Origin of the sequence: Pseudomonas sp. NFIX49, from assembly GCF_900115915.1 — a bacterium.
GTDB lineage: Bacteria > Pseudomonadota > Gammaproteobacteria > Pseudomonadales > Pseudomonadaceae > Aquipseudomonas > Aquipseudomonas pharyngis.
This window is the reverse complement of record NZ_FOYE01000005.1, coordinates 578,203-598,678: the sequence shown is the minus strand read 5'-3', so window position 1 is coordinate 598,678 and position 20,476 is coordinate 578,203. Positions and strand designations below refer to the sequence as shown.

The 20,476-nt window shown below is 61.4% G+C and carries 21 protein-coding genes; 15 read left to right on the top strand and 6 right to left on the bottom strand.

The genetic code is table 11. The features are described 5' to 3' along the window. Positions 1–16 precede the first annotated feature (16 nt). The 3 genes from BMZ46_RS17665 to BMZ46_RS17655 are packed head-to-tail and all read left to right on the top strand — an operon-like array spanning position 17 to position 3,864. The gene (locus tag BMZ46_RS17665; RefSeq protein WP_039764821.1) at positions 17–763 is read left to right on the top strand and encodes a gluconate 2-dehydrogenase subunit 3 family protein; all 747 of its coding nucleotides are present in this window, start codon (positions 17–19) and stop codon (positions 761–763) included. A 2-nt stretch (positions 764–765) separates the two neighbouring features. Next, the gene (locus tag BMZ46_RS17660; protein ID WP_074689747.1) at positions 766–2,550 is read left to right on the top strand and encodes a GMC family oxidoreductase; all 1,785 of its coding nucleotides are present in this window, start codon (positions 766–768) and stop codon (positions 2,548–2,550) included. A 12-nt stretch (positions 2,551–2,562) separates the two neighbouring features. Continuing rightward, positions 2,563–3,864, top strand: a complete 1,302-nt coding sequence (locus BMZ46_RS17655) for a c-type cytochrome (RefSeq protein ID WP_039764825.1) — start codon at positions 2,563–2,565, stop codon at positions 3,862–3,864. 53 nt (positions 3,865–3,917) lie between these two features. Here BMZ46_RS17655 and BMZ46_RS17650 read toward each other — a convergent pair whose 3' ends face one another. After that, positions 3,918–4,220 carry a hypothetical protein gene (locus BMZ46_RS17650; RefSeq protein WP_007953977.1) on the bottom strand — a complete coding sequence of 101 codons (303 nt, stop codon included), beginning with the start codon at positions 4,218–4,220 and terminating at the stop codon, positions 3,918–3,920. 233 nt (positions 4,221–4,453) lie between these two features. Here BMZ46_RS17650 and BMZ46_RS17645 point away from each other — a divergent pair, with 233 nt between their 5' ends. The 3 genes from BMZ46_RS17645 (at position 4,454) to BMZ46_RS17635 (ending at position 8,099) form a co-directional block, all read left to right on the top strand. Next, positions 4,454–5,512, top strand: coding sequence for a PA0069 family radical SAM protein (locus BMZ46_RS17645; RefSeq protein WP_074689748.1), 1,059 nt, complete (start codon positions 4,454–4,456; stop codon positions 5,510–5,512). Positions 5,513–5,750: 238 nt separating this feature from the next. Beyond that, entirely contained in the window at positions 5,751–6,482 is a 732-nt protein-coding gene (locus BMZ46_RS17640) for a carbonic anhydrase (protein WP_064592510.1), read from the top strand. Positions 6,483–6,572: 90 nt separating this feature from the next. After that, a complete protein-coding gene (locus BMZ46_RS17635) occupies positions 6,573–8,099 on the top strand; it encodes a SulP family inorganic anion transporter (RefSeq protein WP_074689749.1) in 1,527 nt (508 codons plus the stop codon). A 51-nt stretch (positions 8,100–8,150) separates the two neighbouring features. On the opposite strand, the gene BMZ46_RS17630 is transcribed toward BMZ46_RS17635, so the two are convergent. Beyond that, positions 8,151–8,783 (bottom strand): hypothetical protein, encoded by a 633-nt coding sequence (locus BMZ46_RS17630; protein WP_039764833.1) that lies wholly within the window; start codon positions 8,781–8,783, stop codon positions 8,151–8,153. Positions 8,784–9,152: 369 nt separating this feature from the next. On the opposite strand from BMZ46_RS17630, the gene coxB reads away from it, so the two are divergent. The 4 genes from coxB (at position 9,153) to BMZ46_RS17610 (ending at position 13,447) form a co-directional block, all read left to right on the top strand. Beyond that, entirely contained in the window at positions 9,153–10,280 is a 1,128-nt protein-coding gene (coxB, locus tag BMZ46_RS17625; protein ID WP_039764835.1) for a cytochrome c oxidase subunit II, read from the top strand. Positions 10,281–10,362: 82 nt separating this feature from the next. Further along, a complete protein-coding gene (gene ctaD, locus BMZ46_RS17620) occupies positions 10,363–11,955 on the top strand; it encodes a cytochrome c oxidase subunit I (RefSeq protein WP_039764837.1) in 1,593 nt (530 codons plus the stop codon). A gap of 27 nt (positions 11,956–11,982) precedes the next feature. Then, the gene (locus BMZ46_RS17615; protein ID WP_074689750.1) at positions 11,983–12,534 is read left to right on the top strand and encodes a cytochrome c oxidase assembly protein; all 552 of its coding nucleotides are present in this window, start codon (positions 11,983–11,985) and stop codon (positions 12,532–12,534) included. Between the two features lie 25 nt (positions 12,535–12,559). After that, positions 12,560–13,447, top strand: coding sequence for a cytochrome c oxidase subunit 3 (locus BMZ46_RS17610; RefSeq protein WP_011331798.1), 888 nt, complete (start codon positions 12,560–12,562; stop codon positions 13,445–13,447). 76 nt (positions 13,448–13,523) lie between these two features. Here the strand turns inward: BMZ46_RS17610 and BMZ46_RS17605 are convergent, their stop codons facing one another. Then, entirely contained in the window at positions 13,524–13,727 is a 204-nt protein-coding gene (locus BMZ46_RS17605; RefSeq protein ID WP_011331797.1) for a twin transmembrane helix small protein, read from the bottom strand. A gap of 72 nt (positions 13,728–13,799) precedes the next feature. Between BMZ46_RS17605 and BMZ46_RS17600 the strand changes: the two genes are divergently transcribed. Genes BMZ46_RS17600 through BMZ46_RS17580 form a run of 5 tightly spaced genes read left to right on the top strand, consistent with a single transcriptional unit; the run spans position 13,800 to position 17,708 of the window. Further along, the gene (locus tag BMZ46_RS17600) at positions 13,800–14,540 is read left to right on the top strand and encodes an SURF1 family protein (protein WP_074690194.1); all 741 of its coding nucleotides are present in this window, start codon (positions 13,800–13,802) and stop codon (positions 14,538–14,540) included. Then, positions 14,506–15,099 (top strand): hypothetical protein, encoded by a 594-nt coding sequence (locus tag BMZ46_RS17595; RefSeq protein WP_039764840.1) that lies wholly within the window; start codon positions 14,506–14,508, stop codon positions 15,097–15,099. The genes BMZ46_RS17600 and BMZ46_RS17595 overlap by 35 nt, the downstream gene beginning before the upstream one ends. A gap of 10 nt (positions 15,100–15,109) precedes the next feature. Next, a complete protein-coding gene (locus tag BMZ46_RS17590) occupies positions 15,110–16,189 on the top strand; it encodes a COX15/CtaA family protein (RefSeq protein WP_074689751.1) in 1,080 nt (359 codons plus the stop codon). Further along, positions 16,177–17,076, top strand: a complete 900-nt coding sequence (cyoE, locus tag BMZ46_RS17585) for a heme o synthase (protein WP_007953992.1) — start codon at positions 16,177–16,179, stop codon at positions 17,074–17,076. The genes BMZ46_RS17590 and cyoE overlap by 13 nt, the downstream gene beginning before the upstream one ends. Then, entirely contained in the window at positions 17,073–17,708 is a 636-nt protein-coding gene (locus BMZ46_RS17580) for an SCO family protein (protein ID WP_007953994.1), read from the top strand. Before cyoE ends, BMZ46_RS17580 begins: the two co-directional genes overlap by 4 nt. 157 nt (positions 17,709–17,865) lie before the next feature. On the opposite strand, the gene BMZ46_RS17575 is transcribed toward BMZ46_RS17580, so the two are convergent. From BMZ46_RS17575 to BMZ46_RS17565, 3 genes are all read right to left on the bottom strand, one after another. Further along, positions 17,866–18,639, bottom strand: coding sequence for a MetQ/NlpA family ABC transporter substrate-binding protein (locus BMZ46_RS17575; RefSeq protein ID WP_039764846.1), 774 nt, complete (start codon positions 18,637–18,639; stop codon positions 17,866–17,868). Between the two features lie 74 nt (positions 18,640–18,713). Beyond that, positions 18,714–19,388 (bottom strand): methionine ABC transporter permease, encoded by a 675-nt coding sequence (locus BMZ46_RS17570; RefSeq protein ID WP_011331789.1) that lies wholly within the window; start codon positions 19,386–19,388, stop codon positions 18,714–18,716. Further along, entirely contained in the window at positions 19,388–20,395 is a 1,008-nt protein-coding gene (locus BMZ46_RS17565; protein WP_007953999.1) for a methionine ABC transporter ATP-binding protein, read from the bottom strand. Before BMZ46_RS17565 ends, BMZ46_RS17570 begins: the two co-directional genes overlap by 1 nt. Positions 20,396–20,476: the final 81 nt, after the last annotated feature.

Sequence of the window (20,476 nt, the reverse complement as noted above, 5' to 3'; positions counted from 1 at the left end):
GATGAGGTGCATCCCCATGTCTGATGAAGATCGAGACAACCCGCGGCGTGAGTTTTTGCGCAAATCCCTGACCCTTATTCCGGTCGTCACCCTCGCCGGTAGCGGTCTCGGCAGCACGGTGCTGCAAGCCGCGCCTGAAAGCGCGCCTGCCACAGCCCCGGCAAAATCGGCCGCGTTTGAAGCCAGCACTTATCAGCCAAGCTACTTCACCGCCGAAGAGTGGGCGTTCATCAATGCCGCCGTCGCGCAATTGATCCCCAACGACGCACAAGGCCCAGGTGCACTCGAAGCTGGCGTGCCGGAATACATCGACCGTCAGATGAACACCCCCTACGCCGCCGGTGCCCTTTGGTACATGCAGGGCCCGTTCAATGCCGACGCCGCGCCGGAGATGGGCTGGCAGAGCAAACTGGTGCCAAAAGAGATCTATCGCCTCGGCATCGCCGCCACGGATCAGTGGGCAAAATCCATCAACGGTAAAACATTTGCCGAGCAAGACAGCGCTACCCGAGACGATCTGCTCAAGCAGCTTGAAGCCGGAAAACCACAATTCGACGCGGTTCCGGCGAAGATTTTCTTCAGTCTGCTGCTGCAAAACACCAAGGAAGGGTTCTTCTGCGACCCGATCCACGGCGGCAATAAAGGCATGGTCGGCTGGACCATGATCGGCTTCCCGGGCGCCCGCGCCGATTTCATGGATTGGGTGGAACGCAACGAGCAGTACCCCTTCCCGGCAGTTTCGATTCGCGGCGAGAGGGCGTGAGCATGGCAACGGTAATGAAGAAGGTCGACGCAGTGATCGTCGGTTTCGGCTGGACAGGCGCGATCATGGCCAAGGAGCTGACCGAGGCCGGACTGAACGTGCTGGCGCTGGAGCGCGGGCCGATGCAGGACACTTACCCGGACGGCAACTATCCTCAGGTAATCGACGAACTCACCTACAGCGTGCGGAAAAAACTCTTCCAGGACGTTTCCAAGGAAACCGTCACCATCCGCCACAGCATCAACGACATCGCCCTGCCGAATCGCCAGTTGGGCGCGTTCCTGCCCGGCAATGGCGTGGGCGGCGCCGGGCTGCACTGGTCGGGCGTGCACTTTCGGGTCGACCCGATCGAGTTGCGCATGCGCAGCCACTACGAAGAGCGCTACGGCAAAAGCTTCATCCCCAAGGACATGACCATCCAGGACTTCGGCGTCAGCTATGAAGAGCTGGAGCCGTTCTTCGATTTCGCCGAGAAAGTCTTCGGCACCTCCGGCCAGGCCTGGACCGTGAAAGGCCAACTGGTCGGCCAGGGCAAGGGCGGCAACCCGTACGCACCGGATCGCTCGAACCCGTTCCCGCTGGAAGCGCAGAAGAACACGGTTTCCGCACAGCTGTTCGGTAAAGCGGCTACGGAGGTGGGTTACAAACCCTACAACCTGCCTTCGGCAAATACGTCGGGGCCGTACACCAACCCTTACGGCGCGCAGATGGGCCCGTGCAACTTCTGCGGTTTCTGCAGCGGTTACGTCTGCTACATGTATTCCAAGGCCTCGCCGAACGTGAACATTCTGCCGGCGCTGAAGCCGCTGCCGAATTTCGAACTGCGGCCCAATGCCCACGTGCTGCGGGTCAACCTCGACAGCACGAAAACCAAGGCAACCGGCGTCACCTACATCGACGGCCAGGGCCGCGAGATCGAGCAACCGGCGGATCTGGTAATCCTCGGCGCGTTCCAGTTGCACAACGTGCGCCTGATGCTGCTCTCCGGCATCGGCAAACCCTACGACCCGGTCAGCGGTGAAGGCGTGGTCGGGCGCAACTTTGCCTACCAGAACATGGCCACCATCAAGGCGTTCTTCGACAAGGACACCCACACCAACAACTTCATCGGTGCCGGCGGCAACGGTGTGGCGGTGGATGACTTCAACGCCGACAACTTCGACCACGGGCCTCACGGTTTCGTCGGTGGCTCGCCGATGTGGGTCAACCAGGCCGGCAGCCGACCGATCGCCGGCACCTCCAACCCGCCGGGCACCCCGGCCTGGGGCAGTGCGTGGAAACGCGCGACCGCCGATTACTACACCCACCAGGTGTCGATGGACGCCCACGGCGCACATCAGTCCTACCGTGGCAACTACCTCGATCTGGATCCGGTGTACCGCGATGCCTACGGCATGCCGCTGCTGCGGATGACGTTCGACTGGCAGGAAAACGACATCAAGATGAACCGCTTCATGGTCGAGAAAATGGGCAAGATCGCCGAGGCCATGGGCCCGAAAGCCATCGCCGTGATCGGCAAGAAAGTCGGCGACCACTTCAACACTGCGTCGTACCAGACCACCCACCTCAACGGTGGCGCGATCATGGGCACCGATCCGAAGACCAGCGCGCTGAACCGTTACCTGCAGAGCTGGGACGTGCACAACGTATTCGTTCCGGGTGCCTCGGCGTTTCCGCAAGGGCTGGGCTACAACCCCACCGGCCTGGTTGCCGCGCTGACCTACTGGTCGGCGAAAGCGATCCGCGAGCAATACCTGAAAAACCCCGGCCCGCTGGTTCAGGCTTAAGGAGCGATGACCATGAAGACTCTCGTTATCGCGACCCTCGCGCTGCTCGGCTGCACTGCCGTTCATGGCGCCGAAGTTGATCAATCCTTGATCAAACAAGGCGAATACCTCGCCCGTGCCGGCGACTGCGTGGCCTGCCACACGGCCAAGGATGGCAAGCCGTTCGCCGGTGGCCTGCCGATGGAAACCCCGATCGGCACGATCTACTCGACCAACATCACCCCGGATAAAACCGGCGTCGGTGACTACAGTTTCGAGGATTTCGACCAGGCCGTGCGGCATGGCGTGGCCAAAAACGGCAGTACCTTGTACCCGGCGATGCCGTACCCGTCCTACGCCCGTGTCAGCGAACCCGACATGCAGGCGCTTTACGCCTACTTCATGCACGGCGTGGAACCGGTGGCGCAAGAGAACAAGGCCAGCGATATCCCGTGGCCATTGAGCATGCGCTGGCCGCTGATGGGCTGGCGCTGGCTGTTCGCGCCGAAGGTCGAGGATTACAAAGCCGCGTCGGACGACGCCGTCGTCAGCCGTGGGGCGTATCTGGTGGAAGGCCTCGGACATTGCGGCGCGTGCCATACGCCACGGGCCCTGACCATGCAGGAAAAATCCCTGAGCGCGGCCGAAGGCAGCAGTTTTCTGTCAGGCAGTGCGCCGCTGGAAGGCTGGATCGCCAAAAGTTTGCGCGGCGACCACAAGGACGGCCTCGGCAGCTGGAGCGAAGAGCAACTGGTGCAGTTCCTCAAGACCGGTCGCAGCGACCGCAGCGCAGTGTTCGGCGGCATGAGCGACGTGGTCACCCACAGCATGCAGTACATGACCGACGCCGACCTGACCGCGATTGCCCGTTACCTGAAATCGCTGCCGGCCAATGATCCTGCCGACCAGCCACACCAGTACGACGAGAAAGCCGCCAAGGCCTTGTGGAACGGTGATGACAGTCAGCGTGGCGCGTCGGTGTACATCGACAACTGCGCCGCCTGCCACCGCACCGACGGCCATGGCTACACCCGGGTGTTCCCAGCGTTGGCAGGTAATCCGGTGTTGCAATCGGACGACCCGACTTCGCTGATCCACATCGTGCTCAAGGGCGGCACGCTGCCTGCGACGCACACGGCGCCGTCGACGTTCACCATGCCTGGCTTCGCCTGGCGTCTGTCGGATCAGGAAGTGGCGGATGTCGTGAGTTTTATTCGTGGAAGTTGGGGTAACAAGGCATCCCCTGTCACCGCGAAAGAGATTGCCAAGTTACGCACCGACGATATGACTACAACATCAGCCGGTGATCTTGGCCAAGTAACAAGCCACAAATAAGCGCAATAACCCCTGCATGATTAATCATGCGGGGGTTATTTATTTAATGGCTGTTACGGATTGGTAATACTGGCATAGGCTTTGGCCAGGGCAACCAGTTTGGCTCGATCCTGCTCACCGATTTCACCGTCACGATCCACATCGTGCTCCAGACGGCCGATGCTGAAGGTATGGCCGCCATCCCGGGAGGTCGCGGTGACAAAAATCGGATCAACCAGCATTTCGGTCTGTACGCCGGCCTCGGCATCCCAGCCCAGTTCCTTACGCGCCAGTTGCATGGAAACCAGTGTATTGGGTTCCGATGGGCCGGGTTGCATCAGTTGCAGAAAAATACCGCGCGAATTAAAAAACGACATCATCAAATCCTTTTGTCTTTTATATAGTCAAGTGGTGTGAAGCGGAGTGGATACTACGAACTTGAACAGTGAACGAACAGCCAACTTATGTTTCTTCAATTTGCACAACTGCAACTTTAGCTCTAAACAAACTTACAACTAACTGCGCGATTTATTGATGGACGGCTGAACGGTAGTGGATCCTCCGCCACCTTGCGGATACTGTATGCATGTACAGACCAAGGACACCCGTGATGACCAGCCCCTTGCCCCCGCGCGGTCGCGGCACCGCGACCAACCCGCACAACCGCTTCGCACCGAGTCGTTCGGTGGCCGAAGATGATGGCTGGTATCAGGAAGTGCCTTTGACCCAAGGCACCGAAGTCAGCTTTGAGACGGCAAAGACCATCATCACCCGCAACACCTCGCCGGACCTGCCCTTCGACCGCTCGATCAATCCCTATCGCGGCTGCGAGCATGGCTGCATTTATTGCTATGCACGGCCCAGCCACGCCTATTGGGACATGTCGCCGGGGCTGGATTTCGAAACCAAACTGATCGCCAAAACCAACGCCGCCCAGGTGCTGGAAGAACAGCTGGGGAAAAAAGGCTATCAATGTGCGCCGATCAACCTCGGCTCCAACACCGATCCCTATCAGCCGATCGAACGCGAACACCGGATCACCCGCCAGACCCTCGAAGTGCTGCTGCGCTACCGGCATCCGGTGACGATCGTTACCAAGGGCTCGCTGATCCTGCGCGACCTCGACCTGCTCACCGAACTGGCACAACAGCGGCTGGTGGCGGTGATGATCAGCCTGACCACCCTGGACGACGAACTCAAACGCATTCTCGAACCCCGCGCCGCTGCGCCCAAGGCCCGGTTGCGGGCGATTCGGGTGATGCGCGAGGCGGGGATTCCGGTGGGCGTGCTGTGTTCGCCGATGATTCCGATGATCAACGACAGCGAAATCGAAAGCCTGCTGACCGAGGCCCACGCGGCCGGCGCCCAGAGCGCGGCCTATATGATGCTGCGCCTACCGCTGGAGGTGGCGCCGCTGTTCGAGGAATGGCTCGAGGCGCACTACCCGCAGCGTGCGGCGCATGTACTGAGCCTGATCCGCCAGAGCCGTGGCGGCGAGCTGTACGACAGTCGTTTCGGGGCCCGGATGCGCGGCGAGGGTCCGTTCGCCGATCTGCTCGCCCAGCGCTTCGCCAAAGCGATCAAGCGCTTGGGACTCAATCACCGCGAAGGCTTCAACCTCGACTGCACGGCCTTCTGTCCGCCGGGTCGCCAGATGGCGCTGATTTAGGGACAATTGGCCTATGGTTGAGAGGAAGGAATGCTTGGCCCGGTTTACGCCGGTCACGTTTTTTGTGACCTGGAACACACGTTCTAGAGCGCTTGATTCAGTTTGAGTTAAGTTTCGGCAGTTACCTTGTTCATCGAGTGACTGACGGGTCGGGATGACCCGGATGTTCTAAACAGCCACTGGCTTCACACCGGAATACACGGGAACGACTCCCCGAATCCGCCAATGAGGATGAATCATGAGTGACAAGGATAAACAGCCGTTGGCTGCGTCGGCGCAAGCCGCCCCTGTGGCGGAATCCGCCGATGCAGCGTTGAAGCGTATCGTTGACGGCTTTTTGCATTTTCATCATGAGGTCTTTCCGCAGCAGGAAGAACTCTTCAAGAAACTCGCCACGGCCCAGTCGCCACGGGCCATGTTCATCACCTGCGCCGACTCGCGCATCGTTCCTGAACTGATCACCCAGAGTTCGCCCGGCGATCTGTTCGTGACCCGTAACGTCGGCAACGTCGTACCACCCTACGGCCAGATGAACGGCGGCGTTTCCACCGCCATCGAATATGCGGTTCTGGCACTTGGCGTGCAGCACATCATCATTTGCGGCCACTCCGACTGCGGCGCCATGCGTGCGGTACTCAATCCGGACAGCCTGGAAAAGATGCCGACGGTCAAAGCCTGGCTGCGCCACGCCGAAGTCGCGAAAACCATGGTGCATGACAACTGCAACTGCGCCGACGAAAAAGAAAGCATGCCGATCCTCACCGAGGAAAACGTCATCGCCCAACTGCAGCACTTGCGTACCCATCCTTCGGTAGCCTCACGCATGGCGAACGGTCATCTGTTCATCCATGGCTGGGTCTACAACATCGAAACCAGCGAAATCAAAGCTTACGACGCGGATCAGGGATGCTTCCTGCCGCTCGACGGCAGCCATCCGATTCCGGTGGCGACGCCCAAAGCGCGCTTCTAAATCCTCCTAAAAATCCGTGTGGTTTGACGCCGGCCGCTGTTTCAGCGGCCAGGCCTTGCCACGCCTGAAGAAAACTTCGGGAGTATCGCCATGCGTGCGGCTCAATTGAAAGCTGTGTTGCCACGGGAGCTGCTCGCTTCGGTGGTTGTGTTTCTGGTCGCGTTGCCGCTGTGCATGGGCATTGCCATTGCGTCAGGGCTGCCACCGGCCAAAGGCCTGATCACCGGGATCATCGGCGGTCTGGTGGTGGGCTGGCTGGCGGGGTCGCCGTTGCAGGTCAGCGGGCCGGCGGCGGGTCTGGCGGTGCTGGTGTTCGAGCTGGTGCGCCAGCACGGCATCGAAATGCTCGGGCCGATCCTGCTGCTCGCCGGTTTCCTGCAACTGGTAGCGGGACGCCTGAAGCTCGGATGCTGGTTCCGGGTCACGGCGCCAGCGGTGGTGTACGGCATGCTTGCCGGTATCGGTGTGCTGATCGTGCTGTCACAGGTGCATGTGATGCTTGACGCTTCACCGAAACCCTCCGGTCTCGACAACCTCACGGCTTTCCCCGGCGCGGTGGCGCAGGCCTTGCCGTCCTTTGGCTGGCAGGCCGGGCTGCTCGGGCTGGCGACCATCGCGGTGATGTGGCTGTGGGAGAAATTCCGCCCGCATTCGCTGCGCTTCATTCCCGGCGCGCTGCTCGGGGTCGGACTGGCGACAGGCGCCAGCCTGCTGCTGGCGCTGCAAGTGAAGCGGGTTGAAGTGCCGGCGAATCTGGCCGAAGCCATCGACTGGCTGACACCGGCGGATCTGCTCAGCCTGGCCGACCCGACGCTGCTGATCGCCGCGTTCGCCGTCGCCTTCATCGCCAGCGCCGAAACCCTGCTGTCCGCCGCCGCGGTGGATCGCATGCACAGCGGCCCGCGTTCGGATTTCGACCGTGAGCTGTCGGCGCAAGGCGTCGGCAACATGCTCTGTGGTCTGGTCGGCGCGCTGCCGATGACCGGGGTGATCGTACGCAGTTCGGCCAACGTCCAGGCCGGTGCCACCACACGTTACTCGACGATTTTCCATGGCCTGTGGCTGCTGGCGTTCGTGCTGTTGCTGTCGAGCGTGTTGCAGAGCATTCCGGTGGCGAGTCTGGCGGGCGTTCTGGTCTACACCGGTTTCAAACTGGTGGATCTCAAGGCGTTTCGTGGTCTGGGGCGTTATGGCCGGATGCCGATGTTCACCTACGCCGCCACGGCGCTGGCGATCATCTTCACCGACCTGTTGACGGGCGTATTGATCGGTTTCGGCCTGACGTTGTTGAAACTGGCGTTCAAGGCCTCGCGCCTGAAAATCAGCCTCATCGATCTGCCGCAGGAAGGGGAAATGGAGTTGCGTCTGGTGGGCGCCGCGACGTTCCTCAAGGTGCCGGCACTGACGCAGGTACTGGGCAGCATTCCGCCGGGCACGACGGTGCATGTGCCGCTCAATAACCTGAGCTACATCGACCATTCGTGTCTGGAACTGCTCGAAGAGTGGGGCCGGGCGAATGCGGCCAAGGGGGCGAAACTGTTGATCGAGTCTCGCGGGTTGAAGCGACGGCTCGAGGGGCGGATCCGCACCACCACCGGGATCGGAGCGGCGGGCTGAAAACACTTGGGGGAACAGAGCAATCTGTTCCCCCAATCGTTTGCGCCGAGATCAAGCCGCAGGCTGATCCAGCTCCAGGCCCACGCCCAGACGCCGGCTCATGCACGGCCAGCGTTTCCATGCCGCACCGGTGTCCGGGCTGCTGAGTTTCTCGCGGTAGGCTTCCACCGACTCCAGCGCAAAGCTGTCGTCGTCGAGCATGCTGTCCACCGCGTGGTGCACCACTTCGTCGAGTTGGTTGGCAAATTCCTCACCGATCAACTGGTGAGCAATCAGATTGGCGACCGTCATGTCCAAGGGGATCAGTGGCTGGCCGAAATGCTTGATGTACAGGTCGTTGACCTCTTCGACAAAACGGTGCGCCAGATAGGCTTCGTCCAGCAGACTGTCCAGGCCCACGGGTGGCTGGAGGAAGTACTGCTCGGCGATTTTCAGCACCGGTTTGATCTGCGACTCGATTCCCGCTTCCCTGGCGACTTCATTGGCTGCATCCAGCAGGTCTGGCACTTCGTCGATGTAGGCGGCGACAAATCGCGTCAGCACGCCGTTGGCGTCGGTTTCCGGCAACTGGATCGCCGGGTGCAGGTGTTGCATTTGAGCTTCGAGCTGACGGGTCAGCTTTCCGGTTTCAATCTCGTGTTGTCGGGCTATGTGTATTTGCTCGCGCAATGCGGCGGTGTTCATGAAAACTCCAGGAAACAAGGCAATGAAATAGGGAAGACATAACTTAGCTGGCTTACGAAAAATGCTAAGACGCATTTGTCATAATTATTTCATCCTTGATGCACCGGCGTTATATCGGTTTGCCACCACTCGTCTGCATCCTTCTCCATTCGTGCCCTGGAACGCAAGCGTCAGCTGTTTCATTCGATTTACGTCCTCACATTGCATTTCTCGGTGGCTGTCTATACTCGCCATTGAATGGAGTTAGCTGATGACGCCCGACTGCCCACGCAGCAAGGCCCGGCGATTCAAGTTCGTAGTCTGATGCAGCCGCTCCCTTGCCTCTGGTGAAAGCCGGCGGGATAACAAGAACGATAAGGGGAACCCGCAATGATGCGACATCCACACGTCTGGATGGGCCTCCTGTTGTGGTCGATTTTCAGCCCGGTGCACGCTGCCTGGACTGTGAATATGGCGCCTGGAGCGACTGAAATCAGTCACGCAGTATTCGACCTGCACATGACCATTTTCTGGATCTGTGTGGTGATCGGGATCATCGTCTTCGGCGCCATGTTCTGGTCGATGATGGTGCACCGCCGTTCTACCGGGCAGGTCGCCGCAAAATTCCACGAAAGCACCACCGTCGAAATTCTCTGGACCGTCGTCCCGCTGCTGATCCTGGTGGCGATGGCCGTTCCGGCGACCGCGACCCTGATCAAGATGTACGACACCAGTGAGCCGGATATCGATATCCAGATCACCGGTTATCAGTGGAAGTGGCACTACAAATACCTGGGCCAGGACGTCGAGTTCTTCAGCAACCTGGCCACGCCCGCCGAGCAGATCCACAACAAGGAGGCCAAGGGCGAGCACTACCTGCTCGAGGTCGACAAGCCGCTGGTGCTGCCGACCGGGGCCAAGGTGCGCTTTCTCGTGACCTCCGCCGACGTGATCCACTCCTGGTGGGTGCCGGCCTTCGCGGTCAAGCGTGATGCGATCCCCGGGTTCGTCAACGAAGCCTGGACCCGCATCGACAAGCCCGGCCTCTATCGCGGCCAGTGCGCCGAACTGTGCGGCAAGGATCACGGCTTCATGCCGATCGTGGTCGACGTCAAGGAGAAGGCCGACTACGAAAAATGGCTCGCCGAGCGCAAGGCCGAAGCGTTGCAGCTCAAGGAGCTGACCAGCAAGGAATGGACCCTCGACGAACTCAAGGAACGTGGCGACAAGATCTACCACACCACCTGCGTCGCCTGTCACCAGGCCGAAGGCCAGGGCCTGCCGCCGATGTTCCCGGCCCTCAAGGGCTCGAAAATCGCCACCGGCCCGAAAGACGCGCACCTGAGCATTGTCTTCCACGGCAAGCCCGGCACCGCCATGGCGGCGTTCGGCAAGCAGCTGTCGGAAGTCGATATCGCTGCGGTCGTGACCTACGAACGTAACGCCTGGGGCAACAACAAGGGCGACATGGTCACGCCAAAAGAAGTGCTGGAGCTGAAACAGGCGGAAAGCAAATGAGCCGGTCTATTGCGTACTTCGTGAACCGGTCGGGGTCCTGCGCCCCGGCCTGCCCAGTCCACTCACTTGAAGGAGACCGGCCATGAGCGCTGTCATCGATGACCACGGTCATGCCGAGCACGACCACGCCCACGGCCCCGCCAAAGGCCTGATGCGCTGGGTGCTGACCACCAACCACAAGGACATCGGCACGCTGTACCTGTGGTTTGCGTTCTGCATGTTCCTGCTCGGCGGCTCGTTCGCCATGGTGATCCGCGCCGAGCTGTTCCAGCCCGGCCTGCAGATCGTCCAGCCGGAATTCTTCAACCAGATGACCACCATGCACGGCCTGGTGATGGTGTTCGGTGCGGTGATGCCGGCGTTCGTCGGCCTCGCCAACTGGATGATCCCGTTGATGGTCGGCGCGCCGGACATGGCCCTGCCGCGGATGAACAACTTCAGCTTCTGGCTGCTGCCGGCGGCGTTCCTGCTGCTGGTCTCGACTCTTTTCACCCCCGGTGGCGGGCCGAACTTCGGCTGGACGTTCTACGCGCCGCTGTCCACCACCTATGCCCCGGAAAGCGTGACGTTCTTCATCTTCGCCATTCACTTGATGGGGATCAGCTCGATCATGGGCGCGATCAACGTGATCGCCACCATCCTCAACCTGCGCGCCCCCGGCATGACCCTGATGAAAATGCCGCTGTTCGTCTGGACCTGGCTGATCACCGCGTTCCTGCTGATCGCGGTGATGCCGGTGCTGGCCGGGTGCGTGACGATGATGCTGATGGACATCCACTTCGGCACCAGTTTCTTCAGTGCCGCCGGTGGCGGTGACCCGGTGCTGTTCCAGCATGTGTTCTGGTTCTTCGGCCACCCCGAGGTGTACATCATGATCCTGCCGGCCTTCGGTGCCGTCAGCCAGATCATCCCGACCTTCTCGCGCAAGCCGCTGTTCGGCTACACCTCGATGGTCTACGCCACGGCGAGCATCGCGTTCCTGTCGTTCATCGTCTGGGCGCACCACATGTTCGTGGTGGGCATCCCGCTGGTGGGCGAGTTGTTCTTCATGTACGCGACGATGCTGATCGCGGTGCCAACCGGGGTGAAGGTGTTCAACTGGGCCAGCACCATGTGGCAAGGCTCGATGACCTTCGAGACGCCGATGCTGTTTGCCGTGGCGTTCGTGATCCTGTTTTCCATCGGCGGTTTCTCCGGGCTGATGCTGGCCATCGCCCCGGCGGACTTCCAGTACCAGGACACCTACTTCGTGGTCGCGCATTTCCACTACGTGCTGGTGCCGGGGGCGATCTTCGGGATCTTCGCGTCGGCCTATTACTGGCTGCCGAAATGGACCGGCCACATGTACGACGAAACCCTGGGCAAGCTGCACTTCTGGCTGTCCTTCGTCGGCATGAACCTGACGTTCTTCCCGATGCACTTCGTGGGTCTGGCGGGCATGCCCCGACGGATTCCGGACTACAACCTGCAGTTCGCCGACTTCAACATGGTGTCGTCGATCGGCGCGTTCATGTTCGGCGCCACGCAGATCTTCTTCCTGTTCATCGTGATCAAGACCATCCGTGGCGGCGAACCGGCTCCGGCCAAACCGTGGGATGGCGCCGAAGGTCTGGAATGGAGCGTGCCGTCACCGGCGCCGTATCACACCTTCACCACGCCGCCGGAAGTGAAATGAACCCCGTAGCCGTTGAGGACCGCCACCATGGCTGACTCGATTTCGCTGAAGAAACTGGTCACTCGACTGCTCGGCGTGGTGGTGGCGATGTTCGTCTTCGGCTTTGCCCTGGTGCCGATCTACGACGTGATGTGCAAGGCGTTCGGCATCAACGGCAAGACCGCCGGGCAGTACGAGGGCGAGCAGACCGTCGATGCCTCGCGGCAAGTGCGGGTGCAGTTTCTGTCGACCAACACCGCCGACATGCCATGGGATTTCTATCCCAAGCATGACGAGCTGACGGCCAACCCCGGCGCGGTGAACGAGATGATCTTCATCGCGCGCAATCCCACCGACAAACCGATGAGCGCTCAAGCCGTACCGAGCATCGCGCCGAGCAATGCGGCCGCGTACTTCCACAAGACCGAATGCTTTTGCTTTACCCAGCAGGTGCTGCAGCCCGGTCAGCAGATCGAGATGCCGGTGCGTTTCATCGTTGACCGCGACATGCCCAAGGACGTGAAGCACCTGACGCTGTCCTACACGCTGTTCGATATCACCGCCCGACATCCTCCGGTGGCTGCAAACACTGGCGGTTAAGCGTGCCCGATAAGGAGAACAATAAATGGCAACTCATGAGCACTATTACGTCCCGGCCCAGAGCAAGTGGCCGATCGTGGCCACGGTGGGGATGTTCGTCACCGTGTATGGCCTGGCGACCTGGTTCAACGATCTGAAGGCAGCGCGTCCGGAATCCCACGGCCCGCTGATCTTTTTCGTCGGCGGTCTGTTACTGGCGTACATGCTGTTCGGCTGGTTCGGTACGGTGATCAAGGAGAGCCGCGCGGGGTTGTACAGCCCGCAACTGGACCGCTCGTTCCGCTGGGGCATGAGCTGGTTCATCTTCTCCGAGGTGATGTTCTTCATCGCCTTCTTCGGCGCGCTGTTCTACGTGCGGCACATTTCCGGCCCGGCGCTGGGCGGCGAAGGCACCAAAGGCATCGCCCACATGCTCTGGCCGAACTTCCAGTTCACCTGGCCGCTGCTGCACACGCCGGATCCGAAACTGTTCCCGCCGCCCAAGGAAGTCATCAGCCCCTGGGGCCTGCCGCTGATCAACACCATCCTGCTGGTGAGCTCCAGCGTGACCATCACCATTGCCCACCACGCGCTGAAGAAAGGCCATCGCGGCGCGCTGAAACTGTGGCTGGCGATCACCGTGCTGCTGGGTTGCGCGTTCCTCGGCTTCCAGGCCGAAGAATACATCCACGCCTACCACGAACTGGGGCTGACCCTCGGCTCGGGCATCTACGGCGCGACGTTCTTCATGCTCACCGGTTTCCACGGCGCCCACGTGACCATCGGCACGATCATTCTGTTCGTGATGCTGATGCGGATCATGAAGGGCCATTTCGACAACGAACATCAGTTCGGTTTTGAAGCGGCGAGCTGGTATTGGCACTTCGTCGATGTGGTGTGGATCGGCTTGTTCATCTTCGTTTATGTGCTTTAACAGCAGCTGCGAGCCGCGAGCTGCGAGCTTCAAGTCAAAACGGTAAGGCTTGTAGCTTGTAGCTTGGCGCTTGCAGCTACCACGGCACGTGGGACACCAGTTGGCCGCTGTAGAAACCCCAGGCGATCAGGCCGACGGTGACAGCGGCCAACGCCACCCGAACACTCAAGGCGATCACCAGCCGATTCGAGCTGCTGTCGTCCTTGACCAGGAAAAACAGGCCGCTGAACAGGCTGACCACCGTGGCAATCAGCATCAGGACGATGGCTGCTTTGAGCATGGGAAGAACTCCGGGGGAACAAGCGATGCAGTTGAGTATAGCGATCGCACTGACTGATTTTCTGGCGCGGCCATGAAGCGCTTCCGGCCGGGTGTGGTGCCGACACTGGTGGTCGGCCTGCTGCTGCCGTTGCTGATTTCGCTGGGCTTCTGGCAACTGGGTCGGGGCGCGGAGAAAACCGCCCTGCTCGCCAGCTACGCCGAACGCCGCGCCGCCGAACCGATGGCCAGCACCGAGTTGCCGCACAGCGCCGATCCGGCCTTTCGCCGGGTGCATCTGCATGGCCAGTTCGATGCCGCCCACAGCCTGTTGCTGGACAACCGTCAGCGCAACGGCAAGGTTGGCGTCGAATTGCTGCAACCATTCCAGGATCAGCGCAGCGGCCAGTGGCTGCTGGTCAATCGCGGCTGGCTGCCGTGGCCGGACCGGCGCACGGCCCCGCAATTCAACACACCGACCGACCCCGTGAATATCGATGCCTGGGTGTATGTCGCCCCCGGCGCCACCTTCCAGTTGCATGCCGATCCGGTCAGCAGCACCTGGCCGCAAACCGTCACCGCCGTCGAACCCGCGAAGCTGTGGAAAACCCTCGAACGCGATGGTTTCGCCTACGAATTACGCGCCGAACCCGGCCCCGCCAGCTATCAGGCCGACTGGCCGGTAGTCGCGATGGGCCCGGAAAAACACCTCGGTTACGCCGTGCAGTGGTTCGCCATGGCCACCGCCCTGCTCGGGCTCTACCTCTATCTCGGCTGGCACAACGCAAAGGAGAAACACCATGGGAGCGGCCATGAATCCACCCAGCATGTCTGAAACGAAAGTCCCGGCCAGTCGCCGTCGCGGACGCATCCAGTTGCTGCTGATCGTGCTCGGCGTGGTCGGTCCGATGATCCTCGCCACCGGCATGTACAAGTTGCAGTTCTGGGTGCCGGAAGGTCGCAGCTACCACGGCGAACTGATCGGCAACGGTCAGACCCGCGCCGACCTCGGCATCCAGGCTGACGAAACGCGCTGGCAGATGCTCGTGACCGCGCCGAAAGACTGTGCGGTGGACTGCCAGCAACTGGTGTACCTGGCGCGGCAGATCCAGATCGGCCTGGGCCGCGAAGCCGGGCGCGCCAGCCACGCCCTGGCCGCTGCACAACCGTTGGCTGCCGACTATGAAGCCAAGCTGACCCGCGAATACCCGCAGCTGCAACGCTACCCGCTGGACCCGGCGACCTTCAGCAAGGCCACAGGCGACAAGGCCACGCCGCAACTGTGGATCATCGATCCCCACGGCAACCTCGTGCTGCGCTACGACCCGAGCGTCAAGGGCAAGGATCTGCTCAACGACCTGCGCCACCTGCTGAAACTGTCGAACATCGGATAAGGGCATCGTCATGGCCAAACCTGGATTTCGCCTCGCGCTGTTTGCCACCCTGCTGGCACTGATCGTGGTGCTGCTCGGCGCCTACACCCGCCTGACCCACGCCGGCCTCGGCTGCCCGGACTGGCCGGGCTGCTACGGGTTCATCAGCGTGCCGAAAAGCGAAGCCCAGCTGGCCCATGCCGAACTGCGTTACCCCGACTCGCCAGTGGAGGCGCACAAAGGCTGGAACGAGATGATCCACCGTTACTTCGCCGGCACCCTCGGCCTGCTGATCTCGGTGTTGGCCGGTCGCGCGTGGGTCAACCGTCGTCATCCCGGGCAACCGCTGAAGCTGCCGCTGTTTCTGCTGGCGGTGGTGTTCGCCCAGGCGGCGTTCGGCATGTGGACGGTGACGCTCAAGCTCTGGCCGCAAGTGGTAACCGGGCATCTGCTCGGCGGCTTCGCGACCCTGAGCCTGCTGTTTCTGCTGACGTTGCGACTGTCCGGCGTACTGCCGGCGCTGACCGTGCCCAAGCGTCTGCAATATTGGGCGACTGCCGGATTGTTGTTGGTGATCGGCCAGATTGCTCTCGGCGGCTGGGTCAGTTCCAACTACGCGGCGGTGGCCTGCATCGACTTCCCGACCTGCCACGGCCAATGGCTGCCGCCGGCGGATTTCGCCAACGGCTTTCACCTGACTCAACACATCGGCCCCAACTACCTCGGCGGGCAACTCGACAGCGATGCACGCACGGCGATTCACCTGACCCACCGCATCGGCGCGCTGCTGGTGACGGTCGTCCTGCTCGGTCTGGCCTGGCAACTGAAAGCGGTCGGCATGACGCGACTGGCCGGGCTGGTGCTGATCGCCCTCGCCGCGCAGATCACCCTCGGCATCAGCAACGTGCTGTTTCATCTGCCGCTGCCGGTGGCCGTGGCGCACAACGCCGGTGGCGCGGCGCTGCTGCTGACGATGGTGCTGGTCAACTATCACGCGCGAACCAGTCTGGTTCGGGTCAAGCAGCCGATGATCGCGCGCTGGCGCCTGAGCCCGCGCAAACACTCGGCGGCGCCCATCACTATTAAAGGAGAGACGCCATGGCGATTCTGATCGGCGAACGTCCGGCGCAGGCGCTGTGGCGTGATTACCTGGAGCTGACCAAACCGAAAGTCGTCGTGCTGATGCTGATCACCTCGCTGGTGGGCATGTTCCTCGCGACCCGCGCCGGGGTGCCGTGGACGGTGCTGGTGTTCGGCAATCTGGGGATCGCGTTGTGTGCCGGTGGCGCGGCGGCGGTCAATCATGTGGTGGACCGACGCATCGATGCGGTCATGGCCCGCACCCACAAACGGCCGCTGGCGGAGGGCCGGGTTTCGCCCACAGGAGCACTGACCTTTGCGCTGGTGCTGGCGTTGCTCGGCCAGGCACTGCTGCTGACCTTCACCAATCCGCTGACTGCCTGGCTGACCCTGGCCTCGCTGCTCGGCTACGCGGTGATCTACACCGGTTTTCTCAAGCGTGCGACGCCGCAGAACATCGTCATCGGCGGCCTCGCCGGCGCCGCCCCGCCGCTGCTCGGTTGGACCGCCGCGACCGGCCACGTCAGTGCCGAACCGCTGCTGCTGGTGCTGATCATCTTCGCCTGGACCCCGCCGCACTTCTGGGCGCTGGCCATCCATCGCAAAGAGGAATACGCCAAGGCCGACATTCCGATGCTGCCGGTCACCCATGGCGAGCACTACACCAAGGTGCACATTCTGCTGTACACCTTCGCCCTGCTGGCGGTCAGCCTGTTGCCGTACGTGATCCACATGAGCGGCCTGCTGTACCTGATCTGCGCGCTCGGTCTGGGCGCCAGGTTTCTGCAATGGGCCGTGGTGCTGTACCGTGGCACTCGGCCGCACGCGGCGATCAACACCTTCAAGTACTCTATCTGGTACCTGTTTCTGCTGTTCATCGCCCTGCTCGTAGACCACTACTTACTGTTGAACCTATGACTCGAACCCAGAAAACCGTCTTCATCCTCGTCGCCGTGATCGCGCTGATCCTCGGCCTGACCGTCAACAAAGTGCTGAGCGGCAAGGGCCAGGGCGACCCGACTGCATTGATCGACGCCGGCATCATCCTGCTGCCGCAGAGCCGCAACCTGCCGGACGTGACGATGACCAATCAGGACGGCCAACCGGTCACGGTCAACGAGCTCAAGGGCAAGTGGAGCCTGCTGTTCTTCGGCTACACCTTCTGCCCGGACATCTGCCCCACCACCCTCGCCCAGCTGCGCCAGATCAAGAGCGAACTGCCGAAGGATGCCGTGGACAAGTTGCAGATCGTGCTGGTCAGCGTCGACCCGAACCGCGACAACCCTGCGCAGTTGAAACAGTACCTGGGCTACTTCGATCCACAGTTCATAGGCCTGACGCCAAAATCCATCGACGAGCTGCAGAAGGTGGCGAACGCGGTGAGCATTCCGTTCATTCCGGCGGACACCAGCAAGCCGAATTACACGGTGGATCACAGCGGCAACCTGGCGGTGATCGGGCCGGATGGGACACAGCGCGGGTTTATTCGGGCGCCGTTGAATAATGCCAAGCTGGTGGCGCAGTTGCCGGTGATGTTGAACCGCAAGTAAAAACTGAACGCACTAAAAAGGGGACGCCACTGGCGTCCCCTTTTCGTTTTGATCGTTCCCACGCTCTGCGTGGGAATGCAGCAAGGGACGCTCTGCGTCCCAGCGGACGCGGAGCGCCCGGGGATGCATGCCCACGCAGAGCATGGGCACGATCAAATCAGAACGCCGGCAGCACCGCGCCTTTGTACTTCTCGGTGATGAATTTCTTCACTTCCGGGCTGTGCAGGGCGGCGGCCAGTTTCTTCATGGCGTCGCTGTCCTTGTTGTCCGCGCGGGACACCAGGATGTTCACGTAAGGCGAGTCGCTGCCTTCGATGACCAGCGCATCCTTGGACGGATCGAGCTTGGCTTCCAACGCGTAGTTGGTGTTGATCAGCGCCAGGTCGACCTGGGTCAGCACGCGCGGGATGGTCGCGGCTTCCAGTTCACGGATCTTCAGGTCTTTCGGGTTCTGGGCGATGTCCTTGACGGTCGACAGGATGTTGCTCGGATCATTCAGGGTGATCACGCCGGCCTTGGCCAGCAGCAACAGCGCACGGCCGCCGTTGGTGGCGTCGTTCGGGATCACCACGTTGGCGCCGCTTGGCAGCTCTTCGATTTTCTTGAACTTGCTGGAGTAGGCGCCCAGCGGTTCCAGGTGCACGCCGGTCACGGACACCAGGCTGGTGCCCTTGGCCTTGTTGAACTCATCGAGGTACGGCTGGTGCTGGAAGAAGTTGGCGTCCAGACGCTTCTCGGCCACTTGTACGTTCGGCTGTACGTAGTCGGTGAAGACCTTGACCTTCAGATCCACGCCTTCTTTGGCCAGTGCCGGCTTCACGAATTCGAGGATTTCCGCGTGCGGTACCGGAGTGGCAGCAACGGTCAGGGTTTCGTCGGCGTGGGCCGAGAACGCTGCAACGGCAGCCAGGGCAACAATCAGTTTTTTCATTCAGCTAACTCCTTTTTACGGCGCCCGTCTGGCGCCTGCCAGCGAATGGCCGGCTCATGTCATTACAAAACCGGTTATTTGCGCGAGAAGTGCACGACCAGTCGGTCGCCGACCATTTGCAGCACTTGCACCAGAATCAGCAGCAACACCACGGTGACAATCATCACGTCTGTCTGGAAACGCTGATAGCCGAAACGGATCGCCAGGTCACCCAGGCCACCGGCACCGACCACACCGGCCATCGCCGTGTAGGAAACCAGTGTAATCGCCGTCACCGTAATCGCTGCGAAGATGCCCGGACGGGCCTCCGGCAGCAGGGCGTTCATGATGATCTGGCGAGTGGTCGCCCCCATCGACTGGGTCGCTTCGATGATGCCGCGATCGACTTCACGCAGGGCGGTTTCCACCAGCCGCGCGAAGAACGGCGTCGCACCCACCACCAGCGGTGGAATCGCACCGGCCACGCCCAGCGAGGTGCCGGTGATCAGCACGGTGAACGGGATCATCACGATCAACAGAATAATGAACGGCAGCGAACGCAGGATGTTCACCACCAACGACAGCAGCGCGTACACGCCTTTGGCTTCGAGCAACTGGCGTGGGCTGCACAGGAACAGCAGCACGCCCAGCGGCAGGCCGAGCAGCACGGTGAACAGCAGCGAACCGCCGAGCATCATCAGGGTGTCGCCGGTGGCGAGCCAGATTTCGTACCAGTCGATATTGGTGAAGAAACTCATCAGGTCTTCCATTAGCGCAACACCTCCATGTGAACGTCAGCGGCGGTGAAGCGGGCGAACGCCGCTTCCATGTCGCCACCGGTGACGGCGAGGGTCAATTGCCCGTAAGGAATGTCTTTGATGCGGTCGATGCGACCGGCCAGGATGCTGTAATCCACACCGGTTTCCCGGGCGACGGTACCGAGCAACGGCGCGTAGGTCGCTTCGCCCTGGAAGGTCAGACGCACGATGCGGCCCGGCACGTGAGCGAAGTCATCGCGCTGCTCGCTTTCGTCGATCTGCTCGCTTTCCTGAACAAAGCGCTTGGTGGTCGGGTGCTTCGGATGCAGGAACACATCGGCCACCGAACCTTGCTCGACGATCACACCGGCGTCCATCACGCCGACCTGATCGCACACGCGGCGGATCACATCCATCTCGTGGGTGATCAGGACGATGGTCAGTTTCAGCTCGCGGTTGATCTCGGCCAGCAGTTGCAAGACCGACGCTGTGGTCTGCGGGTCGAGGGCGCTGGTGGCTTCGTCGCACAGCAGGATCTTCGGCTTGGTCGCCAGAGCGCGGGCGATGCCGACACGCTGCTTCTGACCGCCGGACAGCTGCGCCGGGTACTTTTTGGCGTGATCGGACAGACCGACCCGCGCCAGCAACTCGGCCACACGCTGGTCGATCTCGGCGCGGGACAGTTCACCGGCCAGGGTCAGTGGCAGCGCGACGTTGTCGGCCACGGTCTTGGATGCCAGCAGGTTGAAGTGCTGGAAGATCATCCCGACCTGCTGACGGAAACGGCGCAGGCCGTTGGCGTCCAGCGCGGTGACTTCTTCGCCGTCGACGATGATCTTGCCGCCACTGGATTGCTCCAGGCGATTGATCAGACGCAGCAGGGTACTTTTTCCCGCGCCGGAATGGCCAATCAGGCCGAACACCTGACCGTTCTCGATGGAGAAGCTGGTCGGGTGCAGCGCGGTGATGTCCTTACCGGCGACGCGGTAAGTCTTATGGACGTTTTGAAACTCGATCACGTAGCGAACCTTGTGGGGCGCGTTGGAAAAGGATCAGCGGTTAGCCGGGCGCGCATTTTAGCCTGTCCGTATAGAGGTTCT